Origin of the sequence: Bradyrhizobium lablabi, from assembly GCF_018131005.1 — a bacterium.
Classification (GTDB): Bacteria; Pseudomonadota; Alphaproteobacteria; order Rhizobiales; family Xanthobacteraceae; genus Bradyrhizobium; species Bradyrhizobium lablabi_D.
In genome coordinates this window covers 546,637-567,683 of record NZ_JAFCJK010000005.1, presented here as the reverse complement: position 1 = coordinate 567,683, position 21,047 = coordinate 546,637, and the positions used below count along the sequence as shown (strand labels likewise).

Sequence of the window (21,047 nt, the reverse complement as noted above, 5' to 3'; positions counted from 1 at the left end):
TGTTATTTGCCCGGCAGCACAACCGGACTGCGCCACAATGGCACCAGACCGAAATACACCTCACGCCGCCGGCTTTCGGCCTGGCTTCCGGCCAACCGGCGACATTGGCCGATCCTCGGACTGGAAATGCTCGATGCAGACGACCCTTGGATCCTGGAAATGCCGGAAGTTGACACCGTCCCAAGGCTCCGATGTGAACTCGTGCCGGCGCTCTTCCGGAAAGTACAGCGCGCACAACCGCACCCATTCACGCGCCGGATATCGCGGAATTAGCCTGGCCATAGGTGGGGTTCCTACCCTCTACCAAGATAAAGGATTCATATAGATTTATAAGAGAAATAAGAGAAGGGACGGCTTGTCGCCAAACCCGAGAAGTACCTGTGCCGCAGCGGTTTTCTTTGTAATTCCGGCTCAATCTAATGAGCCTCTGGCGGCTCAATGATGAGCCGCTAGAGGCTCAATGGCACCTTGATCAGCATGGGCCGGGGCGCACCGCGGGCCAAGATCGAGATCAGGCCCCGCCGTTCCAGGTCGCGCAGTCGGGACCGCAGCCGCGTCCTGCTTCGCAGTCCTGGCATTTGCCGCAAGGCGTGGATTGGAAGCTCGAATGGCTGACCGCGGCGGGCAAAGCTTTCCCCCAGCAGTATGTCGAACAGCATGAACGCGACCGGGTCCCGCATCTCGATCAGCTGAACGAGGTGAGCGATGTGCAGCTTGACGTAATAGTGGTCCGAGCGCTTGACGCGAGATTTCGTGCGAGCGGCCGTCTCGGCCGCCGCCTTCGCCGCGTTCTCGGGCTTGCTGCGGAACCGCTCCGAGAAGCTTTGCTTTCCGTGCATTTCACCGCCACTCGTTCGTCGCCACGAAAAGCCGGGCGGCCCAACTGTTGAACCGATCCGCCCACCGCCCGAGCGCACGCACCAGCCGAAGCGCCACGCCATGCGCCGCTTTCCGCACCGTGCTCCGCATCATGTCGCCGCCTTTGTCAGCGCACCGATCTCGGCCAAAGTCTCCATCACCGTCGCCCACATCTTGACCGCCAGCGGCCGCTTGTCGCGATAGCGCGCGCCGCCGATCAGCTTCTGGTCCTCGTCGACCCCGATCTCGAGTCCGGCGCAGACTTCCCTGCCGGCGGCGCGCATGATCTCCTTGGCGTGCTCGACCTGCTCCTCGTTGTCGAGCTCGAACAGGATGCCGTCGTGCACCAGCATGATTGGCACCAGGTCGGCATCGCACAATCGATTGGCGGCCAACCGCAGCATCGAGGCGCCGCCGCTCTGCATTGGGAAATTGTACAACGCGCGCTTGTTCGGCGAGTGGCTGAGATGCAGCGGCCAGCCGTCGAACTCGGAGGTGATCACGCGCTCCAGCGTGGCGCGTTCGAGCATGTTGGCGCGCCACTTCCAGAATGTCGGATAGCGTTGCTGGTGCCGGATGATCACCTCGCTGCCGATGATCGGGTGCCGGCCGAGTCCGCGCGCCAGCGAGGGAACGCTCATCCCGTAATTGATGCCGAGTTGCAGCGCCTTCATGCGCTGGCGCTGTTCCTTGCCTTCGTCGGTGGCCTTCCAGCTCCTGGCGTCGAGGTTGGTCAGGCCGCACATCACCGCCAACGCATGGTAGATATCGCCGGCCAGATAGTCCGTGGCCAGCATCGGATCGCCGCTGCGCGCTGCCGCAATCCCGACTTCCTGCGTTCGCCAATCGGGATAAAGCCCGATCTTGTCGGAGGAAAACTTCATGAATGACCGCATCGCGGCGTGCGCGTTGTAGAGCGACTTGCTCTGCGCATTGCGTCCCGTCGTCGTCCCGAACGGAAACAAACTTGGACGGTTGCGGCCGTCTGGTCCGATCGGAATCCGGGCGCGGGTGATGACGCTGAGGCTGTCGCGCAGCGCGTGCAGACCCTCGATCGCCGGATGCGCGCCATACATCATCCGGAAGGCGTCGCCGTCGAGTTGTAGCGCGCCGGATTCCAGCCGCGGCCAGTAGGTAACGGCGGCGTAGACCAGCCAGCGTTCGAACTGCCAGCTGCTGAATTCTCCCTCGGAAGAATAGATCGGATCTTCGCTGCCCTGGCTCGGATCGAACCGCGCAATCAGCGCGGCGACCACTCGCGCCTTGTTCTCCTGCACGAGATTCCATGTCGTCATGTCGATCGGCATACCCTTGGCCTGGATCCTCGCGATCGTCTTTGCGCTGTAGGTGCTCCAGTGCATCACCAACTGCGGATCGATCGGCACGAAATGGCGATAGCCGGTGAGCTGGCGCCGCAACAGCTCGGCAGAGTTGCGAACGTCTTCTTCGCAATAGTCGAACACCGCCGGCTGGCCGTATTCACGCCAGCGGCCCTCACCGATCGCCTTGGCAATGTCCGGCTTGTCGATGCTCTCCCAACCGTCGATGCCATAGGCACAGCAGGCATAGGACAGGCCCTTGCGCGGCTTGATGCGTTTCGTCTCGGGATCATAGGGCAGCAGGATGTTGCTAACCGCGAGATAGGCGGTGTGCAGGTCGTAGACGTAAACCGGGAAGCACCAGCCGAGCTGCATGAAGCAGAGCATTTCCGCCCACAACGAATAGCCCACTACCAGCGTGTCGTCGTCGATCGGAAACGGCGGCGAGGTGCCGAACTCGCCGCACCAGCGCCGGACGATCTCGATGTGCTGCAAATTGCAGTCGAGGATATAGGCGACCAGGCAGAGCACGTTCGGCAGACCGCCGTCCTCGATCTCATACTCGAAATCGAGGACGATCGTGCGGCGGAAATACCTGCCCCGCTTCGCCATTTATGCCAGATCCTGCTTGGCTCCGATCAAACGCAGCAGGCCGGGGTGATGGTCGTGATCGATGTTGGCTTCCCGGAACGTAACTTCCAGCAACTCGTCGAGTGAACGCGTCGGCCATTTCGGCGCCGGGAAGGCATCCTGATCCAGCGCGAACTTGATCTCGTAGCCCTCGGCATTCTCGGAGCGTCGTGACATCGCCTGCAACCAGTATGTTTGCGCGCGGTTGCAGGCGGTGAGTGCGTCAGCATTCCAGGCGTTGTCGAGGTTCTGGCTCGGCACAATGCAGAAGAAGAACACGTCGTGGGGCTTACATGCCAGCGCCAGGCGATTGCGTTTGATCTTCTTCGCCGGCAGGTATTGCACCGCGAGGTCGTCATCAATCAGATGCAGCATGTCGCGCTTCGTGCCCTTGATCGGCACCGACACGGCGCAAAGCTCCGGAGTCCAGTACTCGTCCTCGGACGGATGCAGCCGGGTCCAATCGTTGACATCGCCGATCTTGAGGATCGGCAGCGCCGTTAGCAGCGTCTCGACGCCGGAGATGCTGGGCGCGTTCTTCGATTTGAATCGCTCCGAGAAAGTCGGCTTGATGACTCGGAATTCCGGCTTCGGCTTCTCGTTGGACTTCTCTGACATCGTGTCCTCCAGGTTTGCGCCGGCAGATCGGGAGACCGCGTGTCGCCTGCCGGGAATGGCGCACGCTTGGCGGGTTATGCGTCAGCGGATCTGACATCGGCGCGCACACGTCGCGATCATTATGAAGGGCAGTGTTGCCACGGTGATTAATGTCGAAGCGAGCCCAAACGAAATTGTCGTAACCGGATTGCTCCGTGCCCTTGACCCAGTTCAGTCGGCCAATCGCGACGACGTCAGAGCAGCGCTTCAGGTACGGCGCCGCGTACTGGTTAATGAGGAAGTCCGACGTCAGCAGCAGCCATGCCGGCGCGATGTTCTGGAGATGCAGCAACAGCGGCAGTAACAGCTCTTTGGTGTGCGGCGGATTGGTGATGATGCCGTGAATGTCACCGTAACTCGCTCGCTCGAGCGCGTCCTGTCCGAACCTGATGTCGCCATGGTAGACGCAGATCAGCCCGCGCGCCTGGAGATGCCGGACAAAGTCGCTGTCGCCGGCACACGGCTCGGCAAACCTGCGGATATGATCGCGTGCTAGAAACGGAATCAACGGTGACAACGCCTTCTCCGGCGTCGGGAAGAAATCGAGCGGGCGCTCCGGGAATTTGTTGGGTAATCGTTTGCTCATCGTGGTTCCTCTTTCATCTGCCGGCGAACGTCAGCGCGCACGTTGCGCATCAGGCTCTGACAGCCCGGCTTGTTCGACACGATCACCGAGCGCCCGTTGGGCAGGATGATCCGATAGCGGTTGCTGCCGGTGGTGCGCATCTCGACGTCGGGAAACTCGCGTCGGAGTTCGCGGAGGATCTTGCGCATGCGCTAGTCCTTCTTGGCCGGGATGGGCCCGAACACACGATCGATCGAGGGCGCGCCTGGGAACTTGAATCCGCCGATGATGTTGCGTGGCGGTGTCGATCGTACGAACACAACAGGCCCTGAGCGACCGGTCCGCGGCGCCGCCTTGGCCGCGAAGTCATACAAATTGATCGGATGGAGATTGGCCGTGGGATCAGCGATAACGCGGCAGGCTCGACCTGTTTTGAGGCCCGTTTTTGACGTTGATTTTGCTGGATTTTCCTGAGCGTTGTGACCCACCCCCGCTGGGTGGGTAGCGGCGACGGTTTTTGTCGCATTCTGACCGATCCGCGGCCGGTACTTCTCGGGGTGGCGCTGCAGCTCATGGCGGCATTGCGAGCGCCAGCAGACACTCGGGCGCCGCGACTTCTTGCCGATCATCGCGTCGCAGACCTGGCAGTGCGTGGCGTAATGAACGCGCTCGCAGGCGGCGCAGCAGAATGCAGCACGGAGATCGGCGGTTGGAGTTTTGAGGATGCTGCCGCAGCGCAGCTTCCGACAACGGGAGCGGACGACTTGCGGTGGTTTGACGTTGGGGGCATATAGCACGGGCGGACTCCTCGCTTGGCGGTGATGGGTCGCTAGAAATCGAAAGGGGTGGTTCCTGACAGCCACCCCTTCACGTTCAGCTCTCGACAATCTCCCTGGCTCGGGTGCCACCGGCGGCGAGCCATTCCGCGATCGCCGCGCGCGAATACATGATCTTGCGCGCCAGCTCGATGTGAACCGGGCCAATACCCTGCTTGCGATATTCGATCAGCGTCTTCGGGGTGATAGCGAGGGCGGCCGCCGTCTCGGGCTCGTCGAAATAGCCGAGTTCATTGAGCAGGTAGCCGGGCTCGGGGGGTTCGTGCGGCATCGGGGACCACCTCGTGTTGGTTGGCCCCGGAAAGGTGCGGCGGATCCCCGTCTCAGTAAAAGTCGGTCACTTTCCGAATCTAGTGTCATCTATTCGGTGTCTTGCTACCGAAGAGGCGCACGCAGAGACGGTCTAGTCTCATTTATCGATTTTTATCGTTCGCCTTGAGGGGTCCGGTATCGGCTTCGCCCAAGGGTACTTCCAGCAGCTTGCTTGGACGTCGGGCCCACGCCCGCATGTCGGCTTCGAGCTGCTGGCGCCGGGTCTCCATTTGCTTTCGATAAATACTCCACAGCCGGTACATCGTGGCGCGCGAGCCCCAGCGCTGGGGGCCGGCGCGGCGAACCTTATGGAATAGGGCATCTTGATTGAGGCGGGGTGACTGCAGACGTTCCTGCTCGACCAGCCAGCCGAACTCAAGGGCATCCCGGATCGGACGCGGACGCCGCCCCATTACGAACGCTCGATCAGATCGACCAAATCGGTCGCCACCAGATGCGCATAGCGCTGCGTGGTCGCCGGCGCGGTGTGGCCGAGCACCCTTCCGATCTGCGGCAGGCTGGCGCCGTTGCGGGCCAGTGCCGAGGCGCGGGAATGCCGCAGATCGTGGATCCGAACATCCTCGCGGCCGACGATCTTCCGGGCCCGCGACCACGCGCGGCGGCAGGCGTCATAATCCGGCAAGCCGATGCGCAGGATTTCCTTGGCAAGGGCGAGCGCTTCGACCTGCAGGGGCACGATGTGTGATTTTTTCTGCTTAGTGTGCGCGGAGGGTTTGATCCATATCCGGCGCTTGGCGTCGATCTGGGCTGCTTCGAGCAGCAACACCTCGCCGATACGTGCGCCGGTTAACAAGGCGAGTCGCAGCGCGAGGCCCGAGGAGCGGTCGTTATCGCCGCTCAAGGCTCTGTGCGCGGTCTCGATCTCGTCCGCATCCAGAAAGATATGCCGCTGGTCTTCGGAGCGGCGCTTCACACCCTTGGCCGGATTCCGGTCGATCTTGTGGTCGTTCTCCAGCCAAGACAGGAAAGCCGACAGAACCGCAAGTGCGCGGTTGGCCTCATAGGGCGTGCGCTTCGCAATTTCGCCATGCCAAGTCTCGATGGCGTTGCGAGTGATCCCCTTCGGCTCGCCCTTGCCGAAATGCGGCAGGATGTGACTGTCGATCAGGCGGCAATAGCTTTTTGCGGTGCTCGGCCTGCGGGTGAGCTTGACGACGGTGCGCCACTCCTCGATCAGGTCGACGACACGGCTGCCGCGCCCGGGCGTGATGGTTTCGCCCACATCGGCCTTGCGCCGGAGGCGGCTGGCGTGGGTGCGTGCCTTGCCGATCGTCCAGGCAGGGTACTGACCGATCGTGACTCGGCGCTGCCGCCCGTTATCGCGCCAGTCGAAAACGAAAACCTTGCGCCCGGTCGGATAGACGCGGAGGGCGAGACCAGACACCTTGCTGTCGAAGAGCAGGACGGATGTTTCGGATGGTTTGAGGGCGGCAATGCCGCGGTCGGTGAGGCGCTCGGGCATGAAAGTCCCTCGGTTGTCCCCTTAAAACGGTCAACAAAAAGTCAACATATGAAACGTAAGTTAACCGATTTTGGAAGGCAAGCGAAGGGTGCACGAGAAGGCCTCGAAACGGGGTTAAGCCATTGGCATAACTTGAATTTCTTACGGCAAGCCATTGAAATAGTTGAGCGACCGAAAATGCTCGAAAAAGACTTAAAATCCCTCGATGGCAACGTCGTGTGGGTTCGAGTCCCACCGCCCGCACCACGCGCAATCGGAAACTTGCGAGCTTCGACCGACCCAGGCTGACTTCTGGCCGCCTGCTGCCGGCACCGGGCGCGCCCCGCGCATCATTCGAACGCCAATCCCAGCCTCTTCTCCTTCTTCCACACGATCCGGCAGGATCGCCGTTCGCCATCGATGGCGAGGACGAAGCGATCGGGGAACCATAGCGGCGAGTTGACCTCAATGCGGGCCCCCTCCGCCGAGAGGCTCCGGACGATGCATGGGATCGGCTCGCTGCCGAACTCGATGGTTCCTGTCTTCAGCACGCGACGGCGCGGCATGCTGCGCCGCTCCTTCGTCGGCGACAGGTGTTGCCCACCCATCGGCGCGGGCTTCATACGGTCTTCGGCCATGGAGTTGCCGCGAGTCCCTGAATCATGCGGCCACATTGGGGCGCAACCTGACATAGAGCTTGCGGACGTTTCAGGCAAGTTGGATGCCTCGCTCAGGGGTTGTACAACAGGGATTCGCAAGTGGTCGCGCGGGATTGCACCCTCGCATCACCTCATTGTGTCCGGCGGCTGTGGCCTCGTTCACAGACCGCAACCGCCCCGCGTCGTAACTTCGGTGCGGGCCACGTGTGCATATTTCGCGCCGTTATATCCCAATATATATTTCGATTGGAGATTAGACCCATGGCCGTTACCGATCTCAATCAGATGACCCGCGGCAAAGCGGGTGACTGTGACGCGTCGATCATACTTGCCTACGTCATGGCCGCGACGCTCCTGCTGCTCGCACTGTATTGGGCCTCGACATCGCCAGGTATGGCGCTTGGCGAGTTCGCGTCGGCGACGGCGTGTCCGTAAGACCCGACCGGTATCGCCAAAGGGCTGATGGAGATCATGATGATCGAGCAGGATCACGATGCTGCTCATTTCAGCAACGGATCGAAGACGCAGAGATTCCGTGACGCAACTCAGGAACGCGCGATCTATCGGCGATGGGTCCGCGGCGCGATCACTTTTTACGCCGTGGTCTTTCTGGCGGCGGGCACGCTTGCATGGACAGGCAGCGCAAACAACGGAATGATGGAGATCACGAGCCAGTCGGCTGGCAGCGCGGCCAAACCGACCGGCGCGAATTAGCCAGGACCGTCTTGCACGGCGGCCGCTAATCGCCTCAAAGCGAAATGGCCGGAGCTTTGCCCCGGCCATCATGAGCACATTCGAAACGTCTCCGATCGCGTCCCCTACTCGGACTTGTCGATATTCCAGAAGATCGGCGTCGCCGGGCCATCGAGCACGCCCGTCAGCGACTTCCGCCATACGCTCGGGGCCTGGTATTGGCCGAGCGGGATGTAGATCACCTGGTCATAGGCTTCCTTCTGGATGTCGGCGGCGATCTTCTTCTGCTCGTCGAGCGAGGGCGCGCGCACGAAGGCGTCCTTGAGCTGCTCGATCTTGGCGTTCTCCGCCCAGCCGAACCAGCCGCCGTTCTTGCCCTGTCCGCCGATTGAGACGTTGGCGATCGGGTTCGATACGTCGGCGCTGACCCAGTTGGTGAAGAACATGTTCCAGCCGCCCTCCTTCGGCGGCTTCTGGCTGGCGCGGCGGCTCACGACCGTCTGCCAGTCGGTCGCCTGCAGATCGACCTTGAAGCCAGCGTTGCGCAGTTGCTGGGCCACGACGACCGGCTGCGCCTTCAGGGTCACCACGTCACCCGGCGCCATGATCACAACGGGCGTGCCGTCATAGCCAGACTCGGCGAGCGCCTTCTTGGCGTCGGCCGCGCTGCCGCCCTTCAACAGGCTGTCGCCGCCGACGTCGGTCGCAAACGGCGTATCGCAGATGAAGAATGCGACGCAGGTCTTGTAGTATTTGGGGTTGCCGACCAGCGCATCGAGCACGTCCTTCTGATTGACGGCAAGCAGCGCGGCGCGGCGGACCTTGGGATTATCAAAGGGCGGATAGAGGAAGTTCATGCGGCCCAGCGTCTGAAAACCGAACTTGTTGAGCGTCTCGACCTTTAGGTCCGCGTTGCCTTCGAGGATCGGCAGCAGCTCGAAGGACGGGTTCTCCATGAAGTCGATGTCACCGGACTGCAGCGCGTTCACCGCGGTCTGCGCATCCGGCATCGTGATCCATTCGACGCGGTCGACCTTGACGACCTTACCGCCCGAAGTCCAACTCGCCGGCTCCTTGCGCGGCACGTAGTCCGTGTTCTTCTCGTAGACCGCCTTCACGCCGGGCTGGAATTCGGACTGCACGAACTTGAAGGGGCCGGAGCCGATCTGCTCCGGGATCTGCTTGTCCGGCGGCGTCTCGGCGAGGCGCTTCGGCATCATGAAGGCGACGCGCGAGGACGGCTTGCCGATCGAGTCCAGCACGAGGCCGTAGGGCTCCTTCAGCTTCAGCGTAATGGTCTTGGCGTCGGTCGCCTCCAGGCTCGCGACAAAATCCATCAGCTTCTGGCCCATGCCATCGGCCTTGCCCCAGCGCCTCAGCGAGGCGACGCAGTCTTCGGCCGTCACCGGGGCGCCGTCATGCCACTTCAAGCCGTCGCGCAGCGTGAAAGTATAGGTCAGCTTGTCATCGGAGATTTTCCAGTCCGCCATCTGCGGCTGGATCTTGAAGTTGGAGTCCGTCGCGAGCAGCGTGTCGTAGACCATGTAACCATGGTCGCGGCTGATATAGGCGGTGGTGAAGATCGGATCGATGATCCGCAAATCCGAATGCATCACCGCGGTGATCGTCTTGCCCGCGGCCATCGCCTGGGGTGCGAACGACAGCGCTATTGCGGTGAGCGCGGCGGCCGCCGAGCGACGCTGCCAACGCGAGATGTGGAACATTCGATCTCTCCTGACGTCAAACTGGCCAAAGCCGGCTTATTCGCTATGCATATGGTTCGTTATTTAGGCGGACTAACATGCTGCAGGGCCTGTGAAATCGAGACTTGCATCAAGCGCGCAGCGCGTCAATCGATTTTGGCCGAGATCGAATGTATGCAAATGAACGATGGGCAAGGTCAGTATTCGACTTTACAAAATCTCCCTTAGCGACTTTCGTAAGGGCGCGCGATACGGGCGCGCCGGACAATGCGAGAGAGGAATCCATGAACCCAGCCAACCTTCCCTTTGATTCCGATGCGATGCTGCAGGGCCTGCGCGGCTGGGTGGAATGCGAAAGCCCGACCTGGGATGCTGGCGCGGTCGAGCGCATGCTCGACCTCGCCGCGCGCGAGATGGCGATCATGGGTGCGACGATCGAGCGCATCGCCGGCCGGCAGGGCTTTGCCGGCTGCGTGCGCGCGCGCTTTCCGCATCCCAAACAGGGCCAGCCCGGCATCCTGATAGCAGGCCACATGGACACGGTGCATCCGGTCGGCACCATCGAGAAGCTGAAATGGCGGCGCGAAGGCAACAAATGCTTCGGCCCCGGCATCTTCGACATGAAGGGCGGCAACTACTTGTCGCTCGAGGCGATCAGGCAATTGGCACGTGCATCCTTCATCACCCCGCTGCCGATCACCGTGCTGTTCACGCCCGACGAGGAGGTCGGTACGCCATCGACGCGCGACATCATCGAGGCCGAGGCCGCACGCAACAAATATGTGCTGGTGCCGGAACCGGGCCGGCCAAACAACGGCGTCGTCACCGGACGCTACGCGATCGCCCGCTTCAATCTGGAAGCGACCGGCAAGCCGAGCCATGCCGGCGCAACGCTTTCTTCCGGCCGTTCCGCGATCCGCGAGATGGCGCGGCAGATCCTCGCCATCGACGGTATGACCACTGAGGACTGCACCTTCTCGGTCGGCATCGTGCACGGCGGCCAATGGGTCAATTGCGTTGCCACGACCTGCACCGGCGAAGCGCTCAGCATGGCCAAGCGCCAGGCCGATCTCGATCGCGGGGTCGAACGGATGCTGGCGCTATCGGGCACGGCCAACGACGTCACCTTCAAGGTGGCGCGGGGCGTCACCCGTCCGGTCTGGGAACCGGGCGCTGGCACCATGGCGTTGTATGAAAAGGCCGAGGGTCTCGCCCGCGACATGGGCCTCGACCTGCCGCATGGCAGCGCAGGCGGCGGTTCGGACGGCAATTTCACCGGTGCGATGGGCGTCCCCACACTCGACGGCCTCGGCGTGCGCGGCGCCGATGCGCACACGCTGAACGAGCATATCGAGGTAGACAGCCTCGCCGAACGCGGCCGGCTGATGGCGGGACTTCTGGCAACATTGGAATAGGCACGTCGTCATTTGGAGGTGGCGACGAAGTATCCATGCTTCCACACGTACCCACTTTGCGCCGCTCGCAATGGGCCGGAGATCAATTCCTGCCCGGGCGCCTAGCTGCAACGCAAAAAACGCGGCTCCGGTGGCACGGGACTTGCTCAAGTGTTACCGTCTCCAAGACATTTGCGGACACCATAGACCACACCACAATCCAACGGATCCAATTTGCTTGGCTATCTCATTCGCCGCATCCTCGCCGCCATCCCCGTCATGGGCGTGGTCGCGCTGTTCGTGTTCCTGCTGCTGCGGCTGACGCCAGGCGATCCCGCGGCGATCCTCGCCGGCGACAACGCAACGCCCGAGCAGCTCGAGCGCATCCGCACCTCGCTCGGTCTCAATGAGCCGATCTACATTCAGTTCTACACCTGGATCGTCAAGCTGCTGCACGGCGATCTCGGCGTCTCGCTGATCTCGAACAAGCCGATCCTTGAGATGATCGGCCCTCGCCTTGAGCCCTCAATTTCCATCGCACTGGCCACCATTATCCTCTCGATCCTGGTCGCGGTACCGCTCGGCGTGATCGCGGCGTGGAAGCACGGCACCTGGATCGACCGCTTCGTGATGGGGCTGTCGGTGCTCGGCTTCTCCGTGCCGGTATTCGTGATCGGCTATGTGCTGATCCAGATCTTCGCGATCGACCTGCGCTGGGTGCCGGTGCAGGGCTTCAAGAGCATCACGGCCGGCTTCGGCCCGTTCTTCGAGCGCATCATCCTGCCGACATGCACGCTGTCCTTCATCTATGTGGCGCTGATCGCGCGCATGACGCGGGCCTCGATGCTGGACGTGCTCGGCGAGGACTATGTTCGCACCGCCCGCGCCAAGGGCATCAGCGAGAGCGGCGTTCTGCTGCGCCACGCGCTGCGCAACGCCGCCGTTCCGGTCGTCACCGTGATCGGCACAGGCTTTGCGCTGCTGATCTCCGGCGTCGTCGTCACCGAGAGCGTGTTCAATTTGCCGGGTATCGGGCGCCTCACCGTCGATGCGGTGTTGGCGCGCGACTATCCCGTGATCCAGGCGATGATCCTTTTGACGTCGGGCGTCTATGTCGCGGTCAACCTGCTGATCGACCTCGCCTACACCCTGCTTGATCCTCGTATCCGGTACTGAACGATGGCGATCGACACCCTCCCCGAGCCATCAATCCCGGTCACCTCGCCGTTCCGGCTGAGATTCGGCTTCCTCACGGCGACGCCGATCATCGCGGTTGCGACGATCTGCCTCGTCCTCATCATCCTGATGGCGATCTTCGCGCCGCTGCTGGCCCCCCACGATCCGCTGCTGCTGGCTCCGGCCCAACGGCTGAAGCCGGGCAACGCGCAATATCTGCTCGGCACCGATGCCTATGGCCGCGACCTCCTGTCGCGCGTCATCTACGGCGCCCGCATCTCGTTGCTGGTCGGGCTGGGCGCCGCGATATTCTCGATCGGCATCGGACTTGTTATTGGCCTCGTCTCCGGCTTCTTCAGATGGGTCGACGCCGTGATGATGCGCGTGATGGACGGCTTGATGGCGATCCCCGCCATCCTGCTCGCGATCGCGGTGGTATCGCTCTCCGGTGCCAGCATCTGGACCGTGATGGTCGCGATCACGATCCCCGAAATCCCGCGTGTGGCACGGCTGGTGCGCTCGGTGGTGCTGACCGCGCGTGAGGAGCCTTATGTCGAGGCCGCGATCTCGGTCGGCTCAAGCCTGCCCAAGATCATGTGGCGGCATCTGATGCCGAACACGATCGCGCCGCTGATCGTGCAGGGCACCTATGTCTGCGCCTCGGCCATCCTCACCGAAGCGATCCTGTCGTTCCTCGGCGCCGGCATCTCGCCGGAGACGCCGACCTGGGGCAACATCATGGCCGAAGGCCGCCAGTATTTTCAGATCAAGCCGTCGCTGATCTTCTGGCCGGGCCTCCTGCTGTCGATCGCGATCCTCAGCGTCAACCTGATCGGCGACGCCGCCCGGGACGCACTCGATCCCCGCATGAAACAGCGTGAGGGAAAATGAGAGGAAACATTCCAACCGTCATTGCGAGGAGCGACAGCGACGAAGCAATCCATTCTTTCCGCTCTCGGCGAGATGGATTGCTTCCGCGGAGCCTGTCATCGGGCGCGCATTCGCGCGACCCATCGGCTCGCAATGACGGCAGAAAGACCGCATGACCAATATCGTCCTCGACATCAACAATCTCGTCGTGAGCCTCGGCAAGAAGGCAGGCAGCGCGCGCATCATCGACGATCTCTCGTTGCAGGTGAAAGAGCAGGAAACGCTCTGCCTTGTCGGCGAGAGCGGCTCGGGCAAATCCGTGACTTCGCTGACGGTGATGGGTCTGCTCCAGAAAGGTGCGCTGGTGCCGTCCGCCGGCAGCGTCAGGCTGGTCGGCGAGGAGTTGCTCGGCGCGACCGACCGGCGACTGCGCCAATTGCGCGCCACGCGGATGGCGATGATCTTCCAGGAGCCGATGACCGCGCTCAATCCTGTCGTGCCGGTCGGCCGCCAGATCGACGAGGTGCTGCGCGTTCACACCGATCTCGACCCCCGCGCGCGCCGCCGGAAGATTTTGGCGATGATGGAACATGTGCGGCTGCCGGATGTTGAGCGCATCTTCTCCTCGTACCCTCATCGCCTCTCGGGCGGCCAGCGCCAGCGCATCATGATCGCGATGGCGCTGGTGCTGGAACCAAAGCTGCTGATTGCGGACGAGCCGACGACGGCGCTCGACGTCACGACCCAAAAGCAAATCCTCACCCTGATCCGCGACCTGCAGCGTGATCACGGCACCGCGGTGCTGTTCATCACCCATGACATGGGGGTGGTCGCCGAGATCGCCGATCGCGTTGCGGTGATGCGTCACGGCCGCCTGGTCGAGACCGGTCCGCTCGACGACGTGCTGCGTACACCGAAGATGGATTACACCCGCAACCTCCTGTCCTCGGTCCCGAGTCTCGTGCCGCGAGCGCCGCGCGAGGAAACGACGGAGCCGGTGGTGCTGGAGGCCATCGAGCTCACCAAGGTCTATCGCGAACGGTCGCTGTTCGGTAAGGCCCGCGAGGTCGCGGCCGCACAGAACGTCACCCTCACCCTGCGCAAGGGCCGCACGCTCGGCATCGTCGGCGAAAGCGGCTCCGGAAAATCCACCGTGGCGCGCTGCATCGTCCGCCTGATCGACCCGACATCCGGTGGCGTGCGGCTGGCGGGCCGCGAAATTTCCGAATTGTCGCGGCGGCTGTTGCAGCCGCATCGCAAAAAGATTCAGATCATCTTCCAGGACCCCTACCGCTCGCTCAATCCGCGCGTCACCGTCGGCGAGAGCATCGCGGAGGGTCCTATCAATTACGGCATGCCGCGCAAGGACGCGCTCGCAAAGGCGCGCCGTCTGCTCGAACTGGTCCATTTGCCACCCGACGCGATCTCGCGCTATCCACACCAGTTCTCCGGCGGCCAGCGCCAGCGCATCGCGATCGCGCGGGCGCTCGCACTTGACCCTGATGTGCTGGTGGCGGACGAGGCGGTGTCAGCGCTCGACGTCTCCGTGCAGGCGCAGGTGCTGGATCTGCTCGACGAAATTCGGAAGCGGCTCGGTATCGCGCTGTTGTTCATTACCCACGATTTGCGCGTCGCGGCACAGATCTGCGACGACGTCGCTGTGATGCAGCATGGCCGCGTCGTTGAGCAGGGGCCGGCGGCAGAGATATTGACCAATCCGCAGCAGGCCTACACCCGCGCCCTGCTCGATGCCGCCCCCGGACGCGGTTGGGATTTTGCGAATTTCCGACCGGTTTCGGAAGCGGCGGAGTAGTTCGCCTCTCCATCATTGCCAGATGCTGCGGCGACGAAGCATGACTGGTAACCACGGCTCGGGCCACTTCCCGACGCCCATGCGGCATGCAAATCCGGAATTGATTACTTGCTTGCGCTTGGCGCGACGACGCGCTTAACGTCGCCCGCTAAGAAACGTGCCGAGATTGACTTGATGATCCGTATCGCCGTTGGCGGCTTCCTGCACGAGACCAACACCTTCGCGCCAACGAAGGCCACTTACGACGATTTCGTGCATGGCGGCGGCTGGCCGTCGATGGCGCGTGGCGCCGACGTGCTCAAGGTCATGCGCAGGATCAATGTTGGCCTGGCAGGCTTTGTCGAGGCCGCCGAAGCCAATGGCTGGGAGCTGGTCCCGACCGTTTCGGCCGCCGCAAGCCCCTCGGCGCATGTAACCAGGGACGCATTCGAGCGCATCGTGAAGGAGATGGTCGACGGCATCGCGAGCGCGGGACGGATTGATGCCGTGTATCTCGACCTGCACGGTGCGATGGTGACCGAGCACTACAACGACGGAGAGGGCGAAGTGCTCGCGCGCGTACGCAAGGTGATCGGCAAGGACCTGCCACTGGTCGCAAGCCTCGACCTGCACGCCAACGTCTCGCCCGAGATGATCGCGCACGCCGACGCGCTGATCGCCTACCGCACCTATCCGCACGTCGACATGGCCGACACCGGCCGCGCATGTGCCCAACACCTTGCGCTGTTGCTGAGGAGCAGGCAGCGCTTGGCGAAGGCGTTCCGGCAGTTGCCGTTCCTGATCCCGATCAGTTGGCAGTGTACAAACGACCAGCCGGCCAAGGACATTTACGAGAAACTCGCGGCGCTCGAAAACGACGGAGTGCCTACGCTGTCCTTTGCGCCGGGATTCCCGGCGGCCGATTTCCGCGATTGCGGACCAAGCGTGTTCGCGTATGGCCGCACGCAGACCGACGCCGATGCCGCGGCCGACAGGATCGTCGCGCTGGTCGAGAGCCACGAGGACGATTTCGACGGCCGCATCTATTCGCCCGACGAAGGCGTGCGGCTCGCGATGGAGCTGGCGAAATCGGCGACCAGGCCCATCGTCATCGCGGACACCCAGGACAATCCTGGCGCCGGCGGCGATTCCGACACCACCGGCATGCTGCGCGCACTGGTGCGCAACAACGCCGTTCGCGCCGCCACCGGCGTGATCTACGACCCGCAATCCGCGAAGACGGCGTACGCCGCGGGCGTCGGCGCGATTGTCACGCTCGATCTTGGCGGCAAGTCGGGGATTTCGGGCGACGCGCCGTACAGGGAGACCTTCGTCGTCGAAAAGCTCTCGGACGGCAGGTTCGTCGCGCCCGGCCCCTATTACGGCGGTCGCGACATGGACATGGGGCCGTCGGCCTGCCTCCGCATCGGCGGCGTGCGGGTGGTCGTCGGCTCCTACAAGGCCCAGCTCGCGGACCAGTCGATGTATCGCTACGTCGGCATCGAGCCGATGGAACAGGCAATTCTTGTCAACAAGAGCTCGGTGCACTTTCGCGCCGATTTCGAGCCGATTGCCGAAAAGCTCCTGATCTGCGCCGCCCCCGGCGCGATGCCGGCCGACACCGCCTCGCTGCCGTGGAAGCATTTGCGTCCCGGCATCCGCATCAAGCCGAACGGCCCCGCCTTCACGCCCTCTTCCTCTTCACGCACAACCGGATAAGAGACCATGCCTACCATCGACCGCATCGACGGCTTTGCCGACGAACTCACCGCTATCAGAAGGGACCTGCACGCGCATCCCGAGATCGGCTTCGAAGAGGTCCGCACCTCCGGCATCGTCGCCGACAAGCTGAAGAGCTGGGGCATCGAAGTGCATCGCGGCTTCGGCGGCACCGGCGTGGTCGGGGTGCTCAAGGGCAAGGGCAACGGCGCAAGGCGGATCGGCCTGCGCGCCGACATGGATGCGCTGCCGATGGAGGAGAACACCAATCTCAAGTGGCGCTCGACCATTCCCGGCCGCTTCCACGGCTGCGGCCACGACGGCCACACTACCATGCTGCTCGGCTCGGCGCGCTATCTCGCCGAGACGCGCAATTTCGACGGTATCGTGCACTTCATCTTCCAGCCGGCCGAGGAAGGTCTCGGCGGCGCCCGCGCCATGATCAAGGACGGCCTGTTCGACAAATTCCCCTGCGACGAGATCTACGGCCTGCACAACGCGCCCGACCTCAACCATGGCGAGATCGCGGTCCTGCCGGGACCGGCGATGGCCGGCGCGGACTTCTTCGACATCAGGATCCAAGGCTACGGCGCGCACGGCGCGATGCCGGAGCGCGCCAAGGACGCGGTGGTGATCGCGATGACGCTCGGCCAGGCGCTGCAATCGATCGTCAGCCGCAACGTCGATCCGCTGCAGGCGGCGGTGTTGTCGATCACGCAGATCCATGCCGGCTCCGCCTACAACGTCATTCCCGGCGAAGCCTGGCTGTGCGGCACGGTGCGCGCTTTTTCCGACGAGACCCGCGCGCTGATCCGCAAGCGCATGCGCTCGATTTGCGCCGGCATCGCCGCGACCTTCGACGTCGAGATCACGGCCGACATCCGCGACACGTTCAACGTACTGATCAACCAGGATGAGCAGTCGCGCGTGGTCGAGGAAGTCGCGCGCACCGTCGTCGATCCGAACAAGGTCTTGACTCGCTCGACGCCGAAGATGGGCAGCGAGGATTTCGCTGACATGATGCAGGCGGTTCCGGGCGCCTATTTCTGGGTCGGCCATGATGGGTCGGTCCCCGTGCACAACCCCGGCTACGTCCTCGACGACAAGATCCTGCCGATCGGCGCCAGCATGTTCGCCCGCATCATCGAGAAACGCATGCCGGTGGGTGCCCATGCATAAGGTCGAACAGGACGCCGTCACCTCGCTGCACGATCTCTCCGCCGTCGACCTCATCGCCGGCTATCGCGCGAAGCAATTCTCGCCATCGGAAGTCCTGGAGGAGGTCATCGCGCATGTCGCGGCGTGGGAGCCGCACATCAAGGCCCTCTACCTCTACGATCCCGATGAGGCACGCAAGGTCGCGCAGGCCTCGTCCGATCGCTGGCAGCGAGGCGAACCGATGGGCACGCTCGACGGCGTTCCCGTCACGATCAAGGACAACATCGCGACCAGGGACCAGCCGGTGCCGCTGGGTGCGGCGAGTGTCAAGCTCGTGCCCGCGTCGAAGGATGCGCCGCCCGCTGCGCGACTGCGCGAAGCCGGCAGCGTGATCTTTTCCAAGACCACGATGCCCGATTACGGCATGCTGTCATCGGGGCTGTCCTCGTTCCATCCCCTCACACGCAACCCCTGGGACACCAGCAGGAATCCGGGCGGATCGAGCGCGGGCGCGGGTGCGGCCGGCGCGGCCGGCTATGGCCCCCTGCATCTCGGCACCGATATCGGCGGCTCGGTACGGCTGCCGGCCTGCTGGTGCGGCCTGGTCGCCTTGAAGCCGAGTCTCGGCCGCGTTCCGATCGACCCGCCCTATGTCGGCCGCGTCGCAGGCCCGATGACCCGCACCGTGGACGACGCCGCACTGATGATGAGCGTGCTGTCACGCCCCGACCGCCGCGACGGCATGAGCCTGCCAGCACTCGAGGTCAACTGGAAGGCCCTCGAGAAATCGCCACGCAAGCTGCGCATCGGGCTGATGCTCGATCTCGGTGTCGGCCAGAAGCTGGAGAAGGAAGTTCGCGACGTTGCCGTGAAGGCCGCGAAGGCGTTCGAGTCCGCCGGTGCTGTCATCACCGAGACCGACGGCATTCTGACCCAGGAGATGCTCGAGGGCCTCGACAATTTCTGGCGCGCGCGGATCTGGGACGATCTCTCGAAACTCCCCGCCGCGGAACGCGAAAAGACACTGCCCTATATCCTCAAATGGGGCGAAGCCGGCGCCAGGCTGTCTGGCGTGGACGTGGTGCGCGGCTTCAACATGACGATGGCGATCCGCGCTGCCGCTGCCAAGCTTTTCTGCGAGTTCGACTATGTGATCTCGCCGGTCTCTCCGGTCGTGAACTTCCCGGCGGAATTCGCCGCACCGCTCAATGACCCGGCCAAGCCGTTCGAGCACATCTGCTATACCGTGCCGTGGAATATGTCGGAGAACCCCGCCCTGTCCATCAATGGCGGCTACGACAAGCGCGGCTTTCCGATCGGCGTGCAGATCATCGGCCGCCGCTTCGACGACATCGGCGTGCTCGCGATGGGCAAGGCCTTCGAGGGCCTGCGTGGCGCACAGAAGCCGTGGCCCGCGCCGCCAAAGAAGCAGCCGTAGCCGCACCGTCCTCATGGCCCAGGGCTTGACCCGGCCATCCACGCATTCACACTCCGCTCGAACAGAAAAGCGTGGATGGCCCGGGTCAACCCCGGAGGCATGACGAGTTCCGTGAACGGGCAATAAGAGAACACGCAGGAGGGAAACATGGCGTACGAGACGATCAAATATGAGGTCGCCGAGCAAATCCTTACCATCACGTTGAATCGGCCCGACAAGCTCAACGCCTTCAACGCCACCATGCAGCGAGAGCTCATCGACGCGTTCGACAAGGCCGACAAGGACGACGACGTCAGAGCCGTCATCGTGACCGGCGCAGGCCGCGGCTTCTGTGCCGGCGCGGACCTTTCGTCCGGCGCGGACACTTTCGACCGCGACGCGCGGCGCGGGCCGGTGAAGCGGCTTGCGAGCGGTGCGGTGGACTACAGCGATCCGCAGGTGCGCGACGGCGGTGGCCAGGTGACGCTGCGCATCTTCAAGTGCCTGAAGCCGGTGATCGCCGCGGTGAACGGGCCCGCGGTCGGCATCGGCGTCACCATGCAGCTCGCAATGGATATCCGCATCGCCTCCGAAGCCGCGCGGTTCGGTTTCGTGTTCTCCCAGCGCGGCATTGTCCCCGAGGCGGCCTCGAGCTGGTTCCTGCCGCGCATCGTCGGCATCTCGCAGGCGCTTGAATGGTGTTACACCGGCCGCGTGTTCCCGGCGCAGGAAGCGCTCGCCGGCCGCCTCGTCAGCAAGGTGGTGCCACCGGACGAGTTGCTGCCGGCCGCGCGCGCCCTCGCCAAGGAAATTGCGGCCAAGACCGCGCCGGTGTCGGTGGCGCTGATCCGCCAGATGATGTGGCGCATGATGGGCGCCGACGATCCGATGGAGGCTCACAAGGTCGACAGCCGCGGCATCTATGCGCGCGGCCGCTCAGACGACGTCAAGGAAGGCGTGGTGTCGTTCCTTGAGAAGCGACCGGCCGTGTTCAAGAACAAGGTCTCGTCAGATATGCCCGACTATTTCCCGTGGTGGCAAGAGCGCGACTATACGTGAGTGACCGGACCGCTCCGACGCCGGTGTCTGACGGGGTCGTCCTACTGCATGGCATCATCAGGACGGCGCGCTCGTTCCGCAAGATGGAGCTGGCGCTGCGAGCCCAAGGTTTTGCCACGCTCAATCTTGACTATGACAGCAGGAAGAAAGCGCTCGGCGCGCTGGTGGAGGACATCCATCCGGCGATCGAGCTGTTTGCAGGCGGCCTCAAGGGCTCCGTCCACTTCGTCTGCCATTCCATGGGCGGCCTGCTTGCCCGGGCCTATCTCGCCAGGCATCGCCCGACGCGGCTTGGCCGCGTGGTGATGCTGGGCACACCGAACGGCGGCAGCGAGATCGCCGATCGCCTGAGGAATGTCGCAGCCTATCGCGCGCTCTTCGGCCCGGCCGGCCAGCAGCTCGTCACAAGGCGTGATGCCGCAACCAGCGCGATGCTGCCTACGGTCGACTACTCCGCGGGCATCATTGCCGGAAGCCGCTCGATCTATCCGATCGCCTCGGCGATGCTGCCGCGGCCGCACGACGGGCGAGTGTCGGTTGCCAACACCAGACTCGACGGCATGGCCGATCACATCGTGGTCCGCAGCTCGCATCCCTGGCTGGTGCGTAACGGCGAGGCGATCGCGCAGACGATCGCATTTTTGAGAGATGGGCGTTTCACAAGGCCCTAAAGCGCGATGAGATCAGGATGAAGCATTATCGCGCTTTAGCTTGTCGTTTGCGCATGATCTTTTCGGAAAACCGCTACACACTTTTCCGGATCATGCT

The 21,047-nt window shown here is 63.3% G+C and carries 22 protein-coding genes; 11 read left to right on the top strand and 11 right to left on the bottom strand.

What is annotated here, in order from left to right:
• Positions 1-449 precede the first annotated feature (449 nt).
• The 10 genes from JQ553_RS18535 to JQ553_RS18490 all read right to left on the bottom strand — a co-directional run bounded on the left by JQ553_RS18535 (position 450) and on the right by JQ553_RS18490 (position 7,262).
• Entirely contained in the window at positions 450-941 is a 492-nt protein-coding gene (locus JQ553_RS18535) for a hypothetical protein (protein ID WP_212501408.1), read from the bottom strand.
• 27 nt (positions 942-968) lie between these two features.
• Complete coding sequence (locus JQ553_RS18530) at positions 969-2,789, bottom strand: DNA polymerase (RefSeq protein ID WP_212501407.1); 1,821 nt, start codon at positions 2,787-2,789, stop codon at positions 969-971.
• Positions 2,790-3,215, bottom strand: coding sequence for a hypothetical protein (locus tag JQ553_RS18525; protein WP_212501406.1), 426 nt, complete (start codon positions 3,213-3,215; stop codon positions 2,790-2,792).
• Positions 3,166-4,050, bottom strand: a complete 885-nt coding sequence (locus JQ553_RS18520) for a hypothetical protein (RefSeq protein ID WP_212501405.1) — start codon at positions 4,048-4,050, stop codon at positions 3,166-3,168. The genes JQ553_RS18525 and JQ553_RS18520 overlap by 50 nt, the downstream gene beginning before the upstream one ends.
• Entirely contained in the window at positions 4,047-4,238 is a 192-nt protein-coding gene (locus JQ553_RS18515) for a hypothetical protein (RefSeq protein ID WP_212501404.1), read from the bottom strand. Before JQ553_RS18515 ends, JQ553_RS18520 begins: the two co-directional genes overlap by 4 nt.
• A gap of 3 nt (positions 4,239-4,241) precedes the next feature.
• Positions 4,242-4,826 (bottom strand): hypothetical protein, encoded by a 585-nt coding sequence (locus JQ553_RS18510; protein WP_212501403.1) that lies wholly within the window; start codon positions 4,824-4,826, stop codon positions 4,242-4,244.
• 76 nt (positions 4,827-4,902) lie between these two features.
• A complete protein-coding gene (locus JQ553_RS18505; RefSeq protein ID WP_212501402.1) occupies positions 4,903-5,136 on the bottom strand; it encodes a helix-turn-helix domain-containing protein in 234 nt (77 codons plus the stop codon).
• 142 nt (positions 5,137-5,278) lie between these two features.
• Positions 5,279-5,590 (bottom strand): hypothetical protein, encoded by a 312-nt coding sequence (locus JQ553_RS18500; RefSeq protein ID WP_212501401.1) that lies wholly within the window; start codon positions 5,588-5,590, stop codon positions 5,279-5,281.
• Positions 5,590-6,660, bottom strand: a complete 1,071-nt coding sequence (locus tag JQ553_RS18495; protein ID WP_212501400.1) for a site-specific integrase — start codon at positions 6,658-6,660, stop codon at positions 5,590-5,592. Before JQ553_RS18495 ends, JQ553_RS18500 begins: the two co-directional genes overlap by 1 nt.
• A gap of 329 nt (positions 6,661-6,989) precedes the next feature.
• Positions 6,990-7,262, bottom strand: a complete 273-nt coding sequence (locus JQ553_RS18490) for a PilZ domain-containing protein (protein ID WP_312015162.1) — start codon at positions 7,260-7,262, stop codon at positions 6,990-6,992.
• Between the two features lie 297 nt (positions 7,263-7,559).
• Between JQ553_RS18490 and JQ553_RS18485 the strand changes: the two genes are divergently transcribed.
• Together JQ553_RS18485 and JQ553_RS18480 are read left to right on the top strand one after the other, a co-directional pair.
• Positions 7,560-7,733: a hypothetical protein gene (locus JQ553_RS18485; protein WP_212501399.1), complete on the top strand. Its 174-nt coding sequence runs from the start codon at positions 7,560-7,562 to the stop codon at positions 7,731-7,733.
• A gap of 39 nt (positions 7,734-7,772) precedes the next feature.
• Positions 7,773-8,012, top strand: a complete 240-nt coding sequence (locus JQ553_RS18480) for a hypothetical protein (RefSeq protein ID WP_212501398.1) — start codon at positions 7,773-7,775, stop codon at positions 8,010-8,012.
• Positions 8,013-8,116: 104 nt separating this feature from the next.
• Here the strand turns inward: JQ553_RS18480 and JQ553_RS18475 are convergent, their stop codons facing one another.
• Positions 8,117-9,715: an ABC transporter substrate-binding protein gene (locus JQ553_RS18475; RefSeq protein WP_212501397.1), complete on the bottom strand. Its 1,599-nt coding sequence runs from the start codon at positions 9,713-9,715 to the stop codon at positions 8,117-8,119.
• Between the two features lie 263 nt (positions 9,716-9,978).
• On the opposite strand from JQ553_RS18475, the gene JQ553_RS18470 reads away from it, so the two are divergent.
• From JQ553_RS18470 to JQ553_RS18430, 9 genes are all read left to right on the top strand, one after another.
• Positions 9,979-11,109, top strand: a complete 1,131-nt coding sequence (locus JQ553_RS18470) for a M20/M25/M40 family metallo-hydrolase (protein ID WP_212501396.1) — start codon at positions 9,979-9,981, stop codon at positions 11,107-11,109.
• Between the two features lie 213 nt (positions 11,110-11,322).
• Complete coding sequence (locus tag JQ553_RS18465; RefSeq protein ID WP_212501395.1) at positions 11,323-12,264, top strand: ABC transporter permease; 942 nt, start codon at positions 11,323-11,325, stop codon at positions 12,262-12,264.
• A 3-nt stretch (positions 12,265-12,267) separates the two neighbouring features.
• Positions 12,268-13,155: an ABC transporter permease gene (locus JQ553_RS18460; protein ID WP_212501394.1), complete on the top strand. Its 888-nt coding sequence runs from the start codon at positions 12,268-12,270 to the stop codon at positions 13,153-13,155.
• 151 nt (positions 13,156-13,306) lie between these two features.
• A complete protein-coding gene (locus JQ553_RS18455) occupies positions 13,307-14,947 on the top strand; it encodes an ABC transporter ATP-binding protein (RefSeq protein WP_212501393.1) in 1,641 nt (546 codons plus the stop codon).
• A gap of 174 nt (positions 14,948-15,121) precedes the next feature.
• Positions 15,122-16,645 (top strand): M81 family metallopeptidase, encoded by a 1,524-nt coding sequence (locus JQ553_RS18450; protein WP_212501392.1) that lies wholly within the window; start codon positions 15,122-15,124, stop codon positions 16,643-16,645.
• Between the two features lie 6 nt (positions 16,646-16,651).
• Complete coding sequence (locus tag JQ553_RS18445; RefSeq protein ID WP_212501391.1) at positions 16,652-17,824, top strand: M20 aminoacylase family protein; 1,173 nt, start codon at positions 16,652-16,654, stop codon at positions 17,822-17,824.
• Positions 17,817-19,241, top strand: a complete 1,425-nt coding sequence (locus JQ553_RS18440; RefSeq protein WP_212501390.1) for an amidase — start codon at positions 17,817-17,819, stop codon at positions 19,239-19,241. The genes JQ553_RS18445 and JQ553_RS18440 overlap by 8 nt, the downstream gene beginning before the upstream one ends.
• A 147-nt stretch (positions 19,242-19,388) precedes the next feature.
• On the top strand, positions 19,389-20,279 hold the full coding sequence (locus tag JQ553_RS18435) for a crotonase/enoyl-CoA hydratase family protein (RefSeq protein ID WP_212501389.1): 891 nt from the start codon (positions 19,389-19,391) through the stop codon (positions 20,277-20,279).
• On the top strand, positions 20,276-20,950 hold the full coding sequence (locus JQ553_RS18430) for an alpha/beta fold hydrolase (RefSeq protein WP_312015161.1): 675 nt from the start codon (positions 20,276-20,278) through the stop codon (positions 20,948-20,950). Before JQ553_RS18435 ends, JQ553_RS18430 begins: the two co-directional genes overlap by 4 nt.
• Positions 20,951-21,047: the final 97 nt, after the last annotated feature.

Excerpts from the sequence above, each read along its gene's own strand:
- JQ553_RS18450 (WP_212501392.1), top strand. The coding sequence starts at position 15,122 with ATGATCCGTATCGCCGTTGGCGGCTTCCTGCACGAGACCAACACCTTC.
- JQ553_RS18470 (WP_212501396.1), top strand. The coding sequence starts at position 9,979 with ATGAACCCAGCCAACCTTCCCTTTGATTCCGATGCGATGCTGCAGGGC.
- JQ553_RS18455 (WP_212501393.1), top strand. The coding sequence starts at position 13,307 with ATGACCAATATCGTCCTCGACATCAACAATCTCGTCGTGAGCCTCGGC.
- JQ553_RS18445 (WP_212501391.1), top strand. The coding sequence starts at position 16,652 with ATGCCTACCATCGACCGCATCGACGGCTTTGCCGACGAACTCACCGCT.
- JQ553_RS18520 (WP_212501405.1), bottom strand. The coding sequence starts at position 4,050 with ATGAGCAAACGATTACCCAACAAATTCCCGGAGCGCCCGCTCGATTTC.
- JQ553_RS18490 (WP_312015162.1), bottom strand. The coding sequence starts at position 7,262 with ATGAAGCCCGCGCCGATGGGTGGGCAACACCTGTCGCCGACGAAGGAG.
- JQ553_RS18460 (WP_212501394.1), top strand. The coding sequence starts at position 12,268 with ATGGCGATCGACACCCTCCCCGAGCCATCAATCCCGGTCACCTCGCCG.
- JQ553_RS18485 (WP_212501399.1), top strand. The coding sequence starts at position 7,560 with ATGGCCGTTACCGATCTCAATCAGATGACCCGCGGCAAAGCGGGTGAC.
- JQ553_RS18515 (WP_212501404.1), bottom strand. The coding sequence starts at position 4,238 with ATGCGCAAGATCCTCCGCGAACTCCGACGCGAGTTTCCCGACGTCGAG.
- JQ553_RS18505 (WP_212501402.1), bottom strand. The coding sequence starts at position 5,136 with ATGCCGCACGAACCCCCCGAGCCCGGCTACCTGCTCAATGAACTCGGC.
- JQ553_RS18500 (WP_212501401.1), bottom strand. The coding sequence starts at position 5,590 with ATGGGGCGGCGTCCGCGTCCGATCCGGGATGCCCTTGAGTTCGGCTGG.
- JQ553_RS18530 (WP_212501407.1), bottom strand. The coding sequence starts at position 2,789 with ATGGCGAAGCGGGGCAGGTATTTCCGCCGCACGATCGTCCTCGATTTC.
- JQ553_RS18475 (WP_212501397.1), bottom strand. The coding sequence starts at position 9,715 with ATGTTCCACATCTCGCGTTGGCAGCGTCGCTCGGCGGCCGCCGCGCTC.
- JQ553_RS18435 (WP_212501389.1), top strand. The coding sequence starts at position 19,389 with ATGGCGTACGAGACGATCAAATATGAGGTCGCCGAGCAAATCCTTACC.
- JQ553_RS18495 (WP_212501400.1), bottom strand. The coding sequence starts at position 6,660 with ATGCCCGAGCGCCTCACCGACCGCGGCATTGCCGCCCTCAAACCATCC.
- JQ553_RS18535 (WP_212501408.1), bottom strand. The coding sequence starts at position 941 with ATGGCGTGGCGCTTCGGCTGGTGCGTGCGCTCGGGCGGTGGGCGGATC.
- JQ553_RS18480 (WP_212501398.1), top strand. The coding sequence starts at position 7,773 with ATGATCGAGCAGGATCACGATGCTGCTCATTTCAGCAACGGATCGAAG.
- JQ553_RS18440 (WP_212501390.1), top strand. The coding sequence starts at position 17,817 with ATGCATAAGGTCGAACAGGACGCCGTCACCTCGCTGCACGATCTCTCC.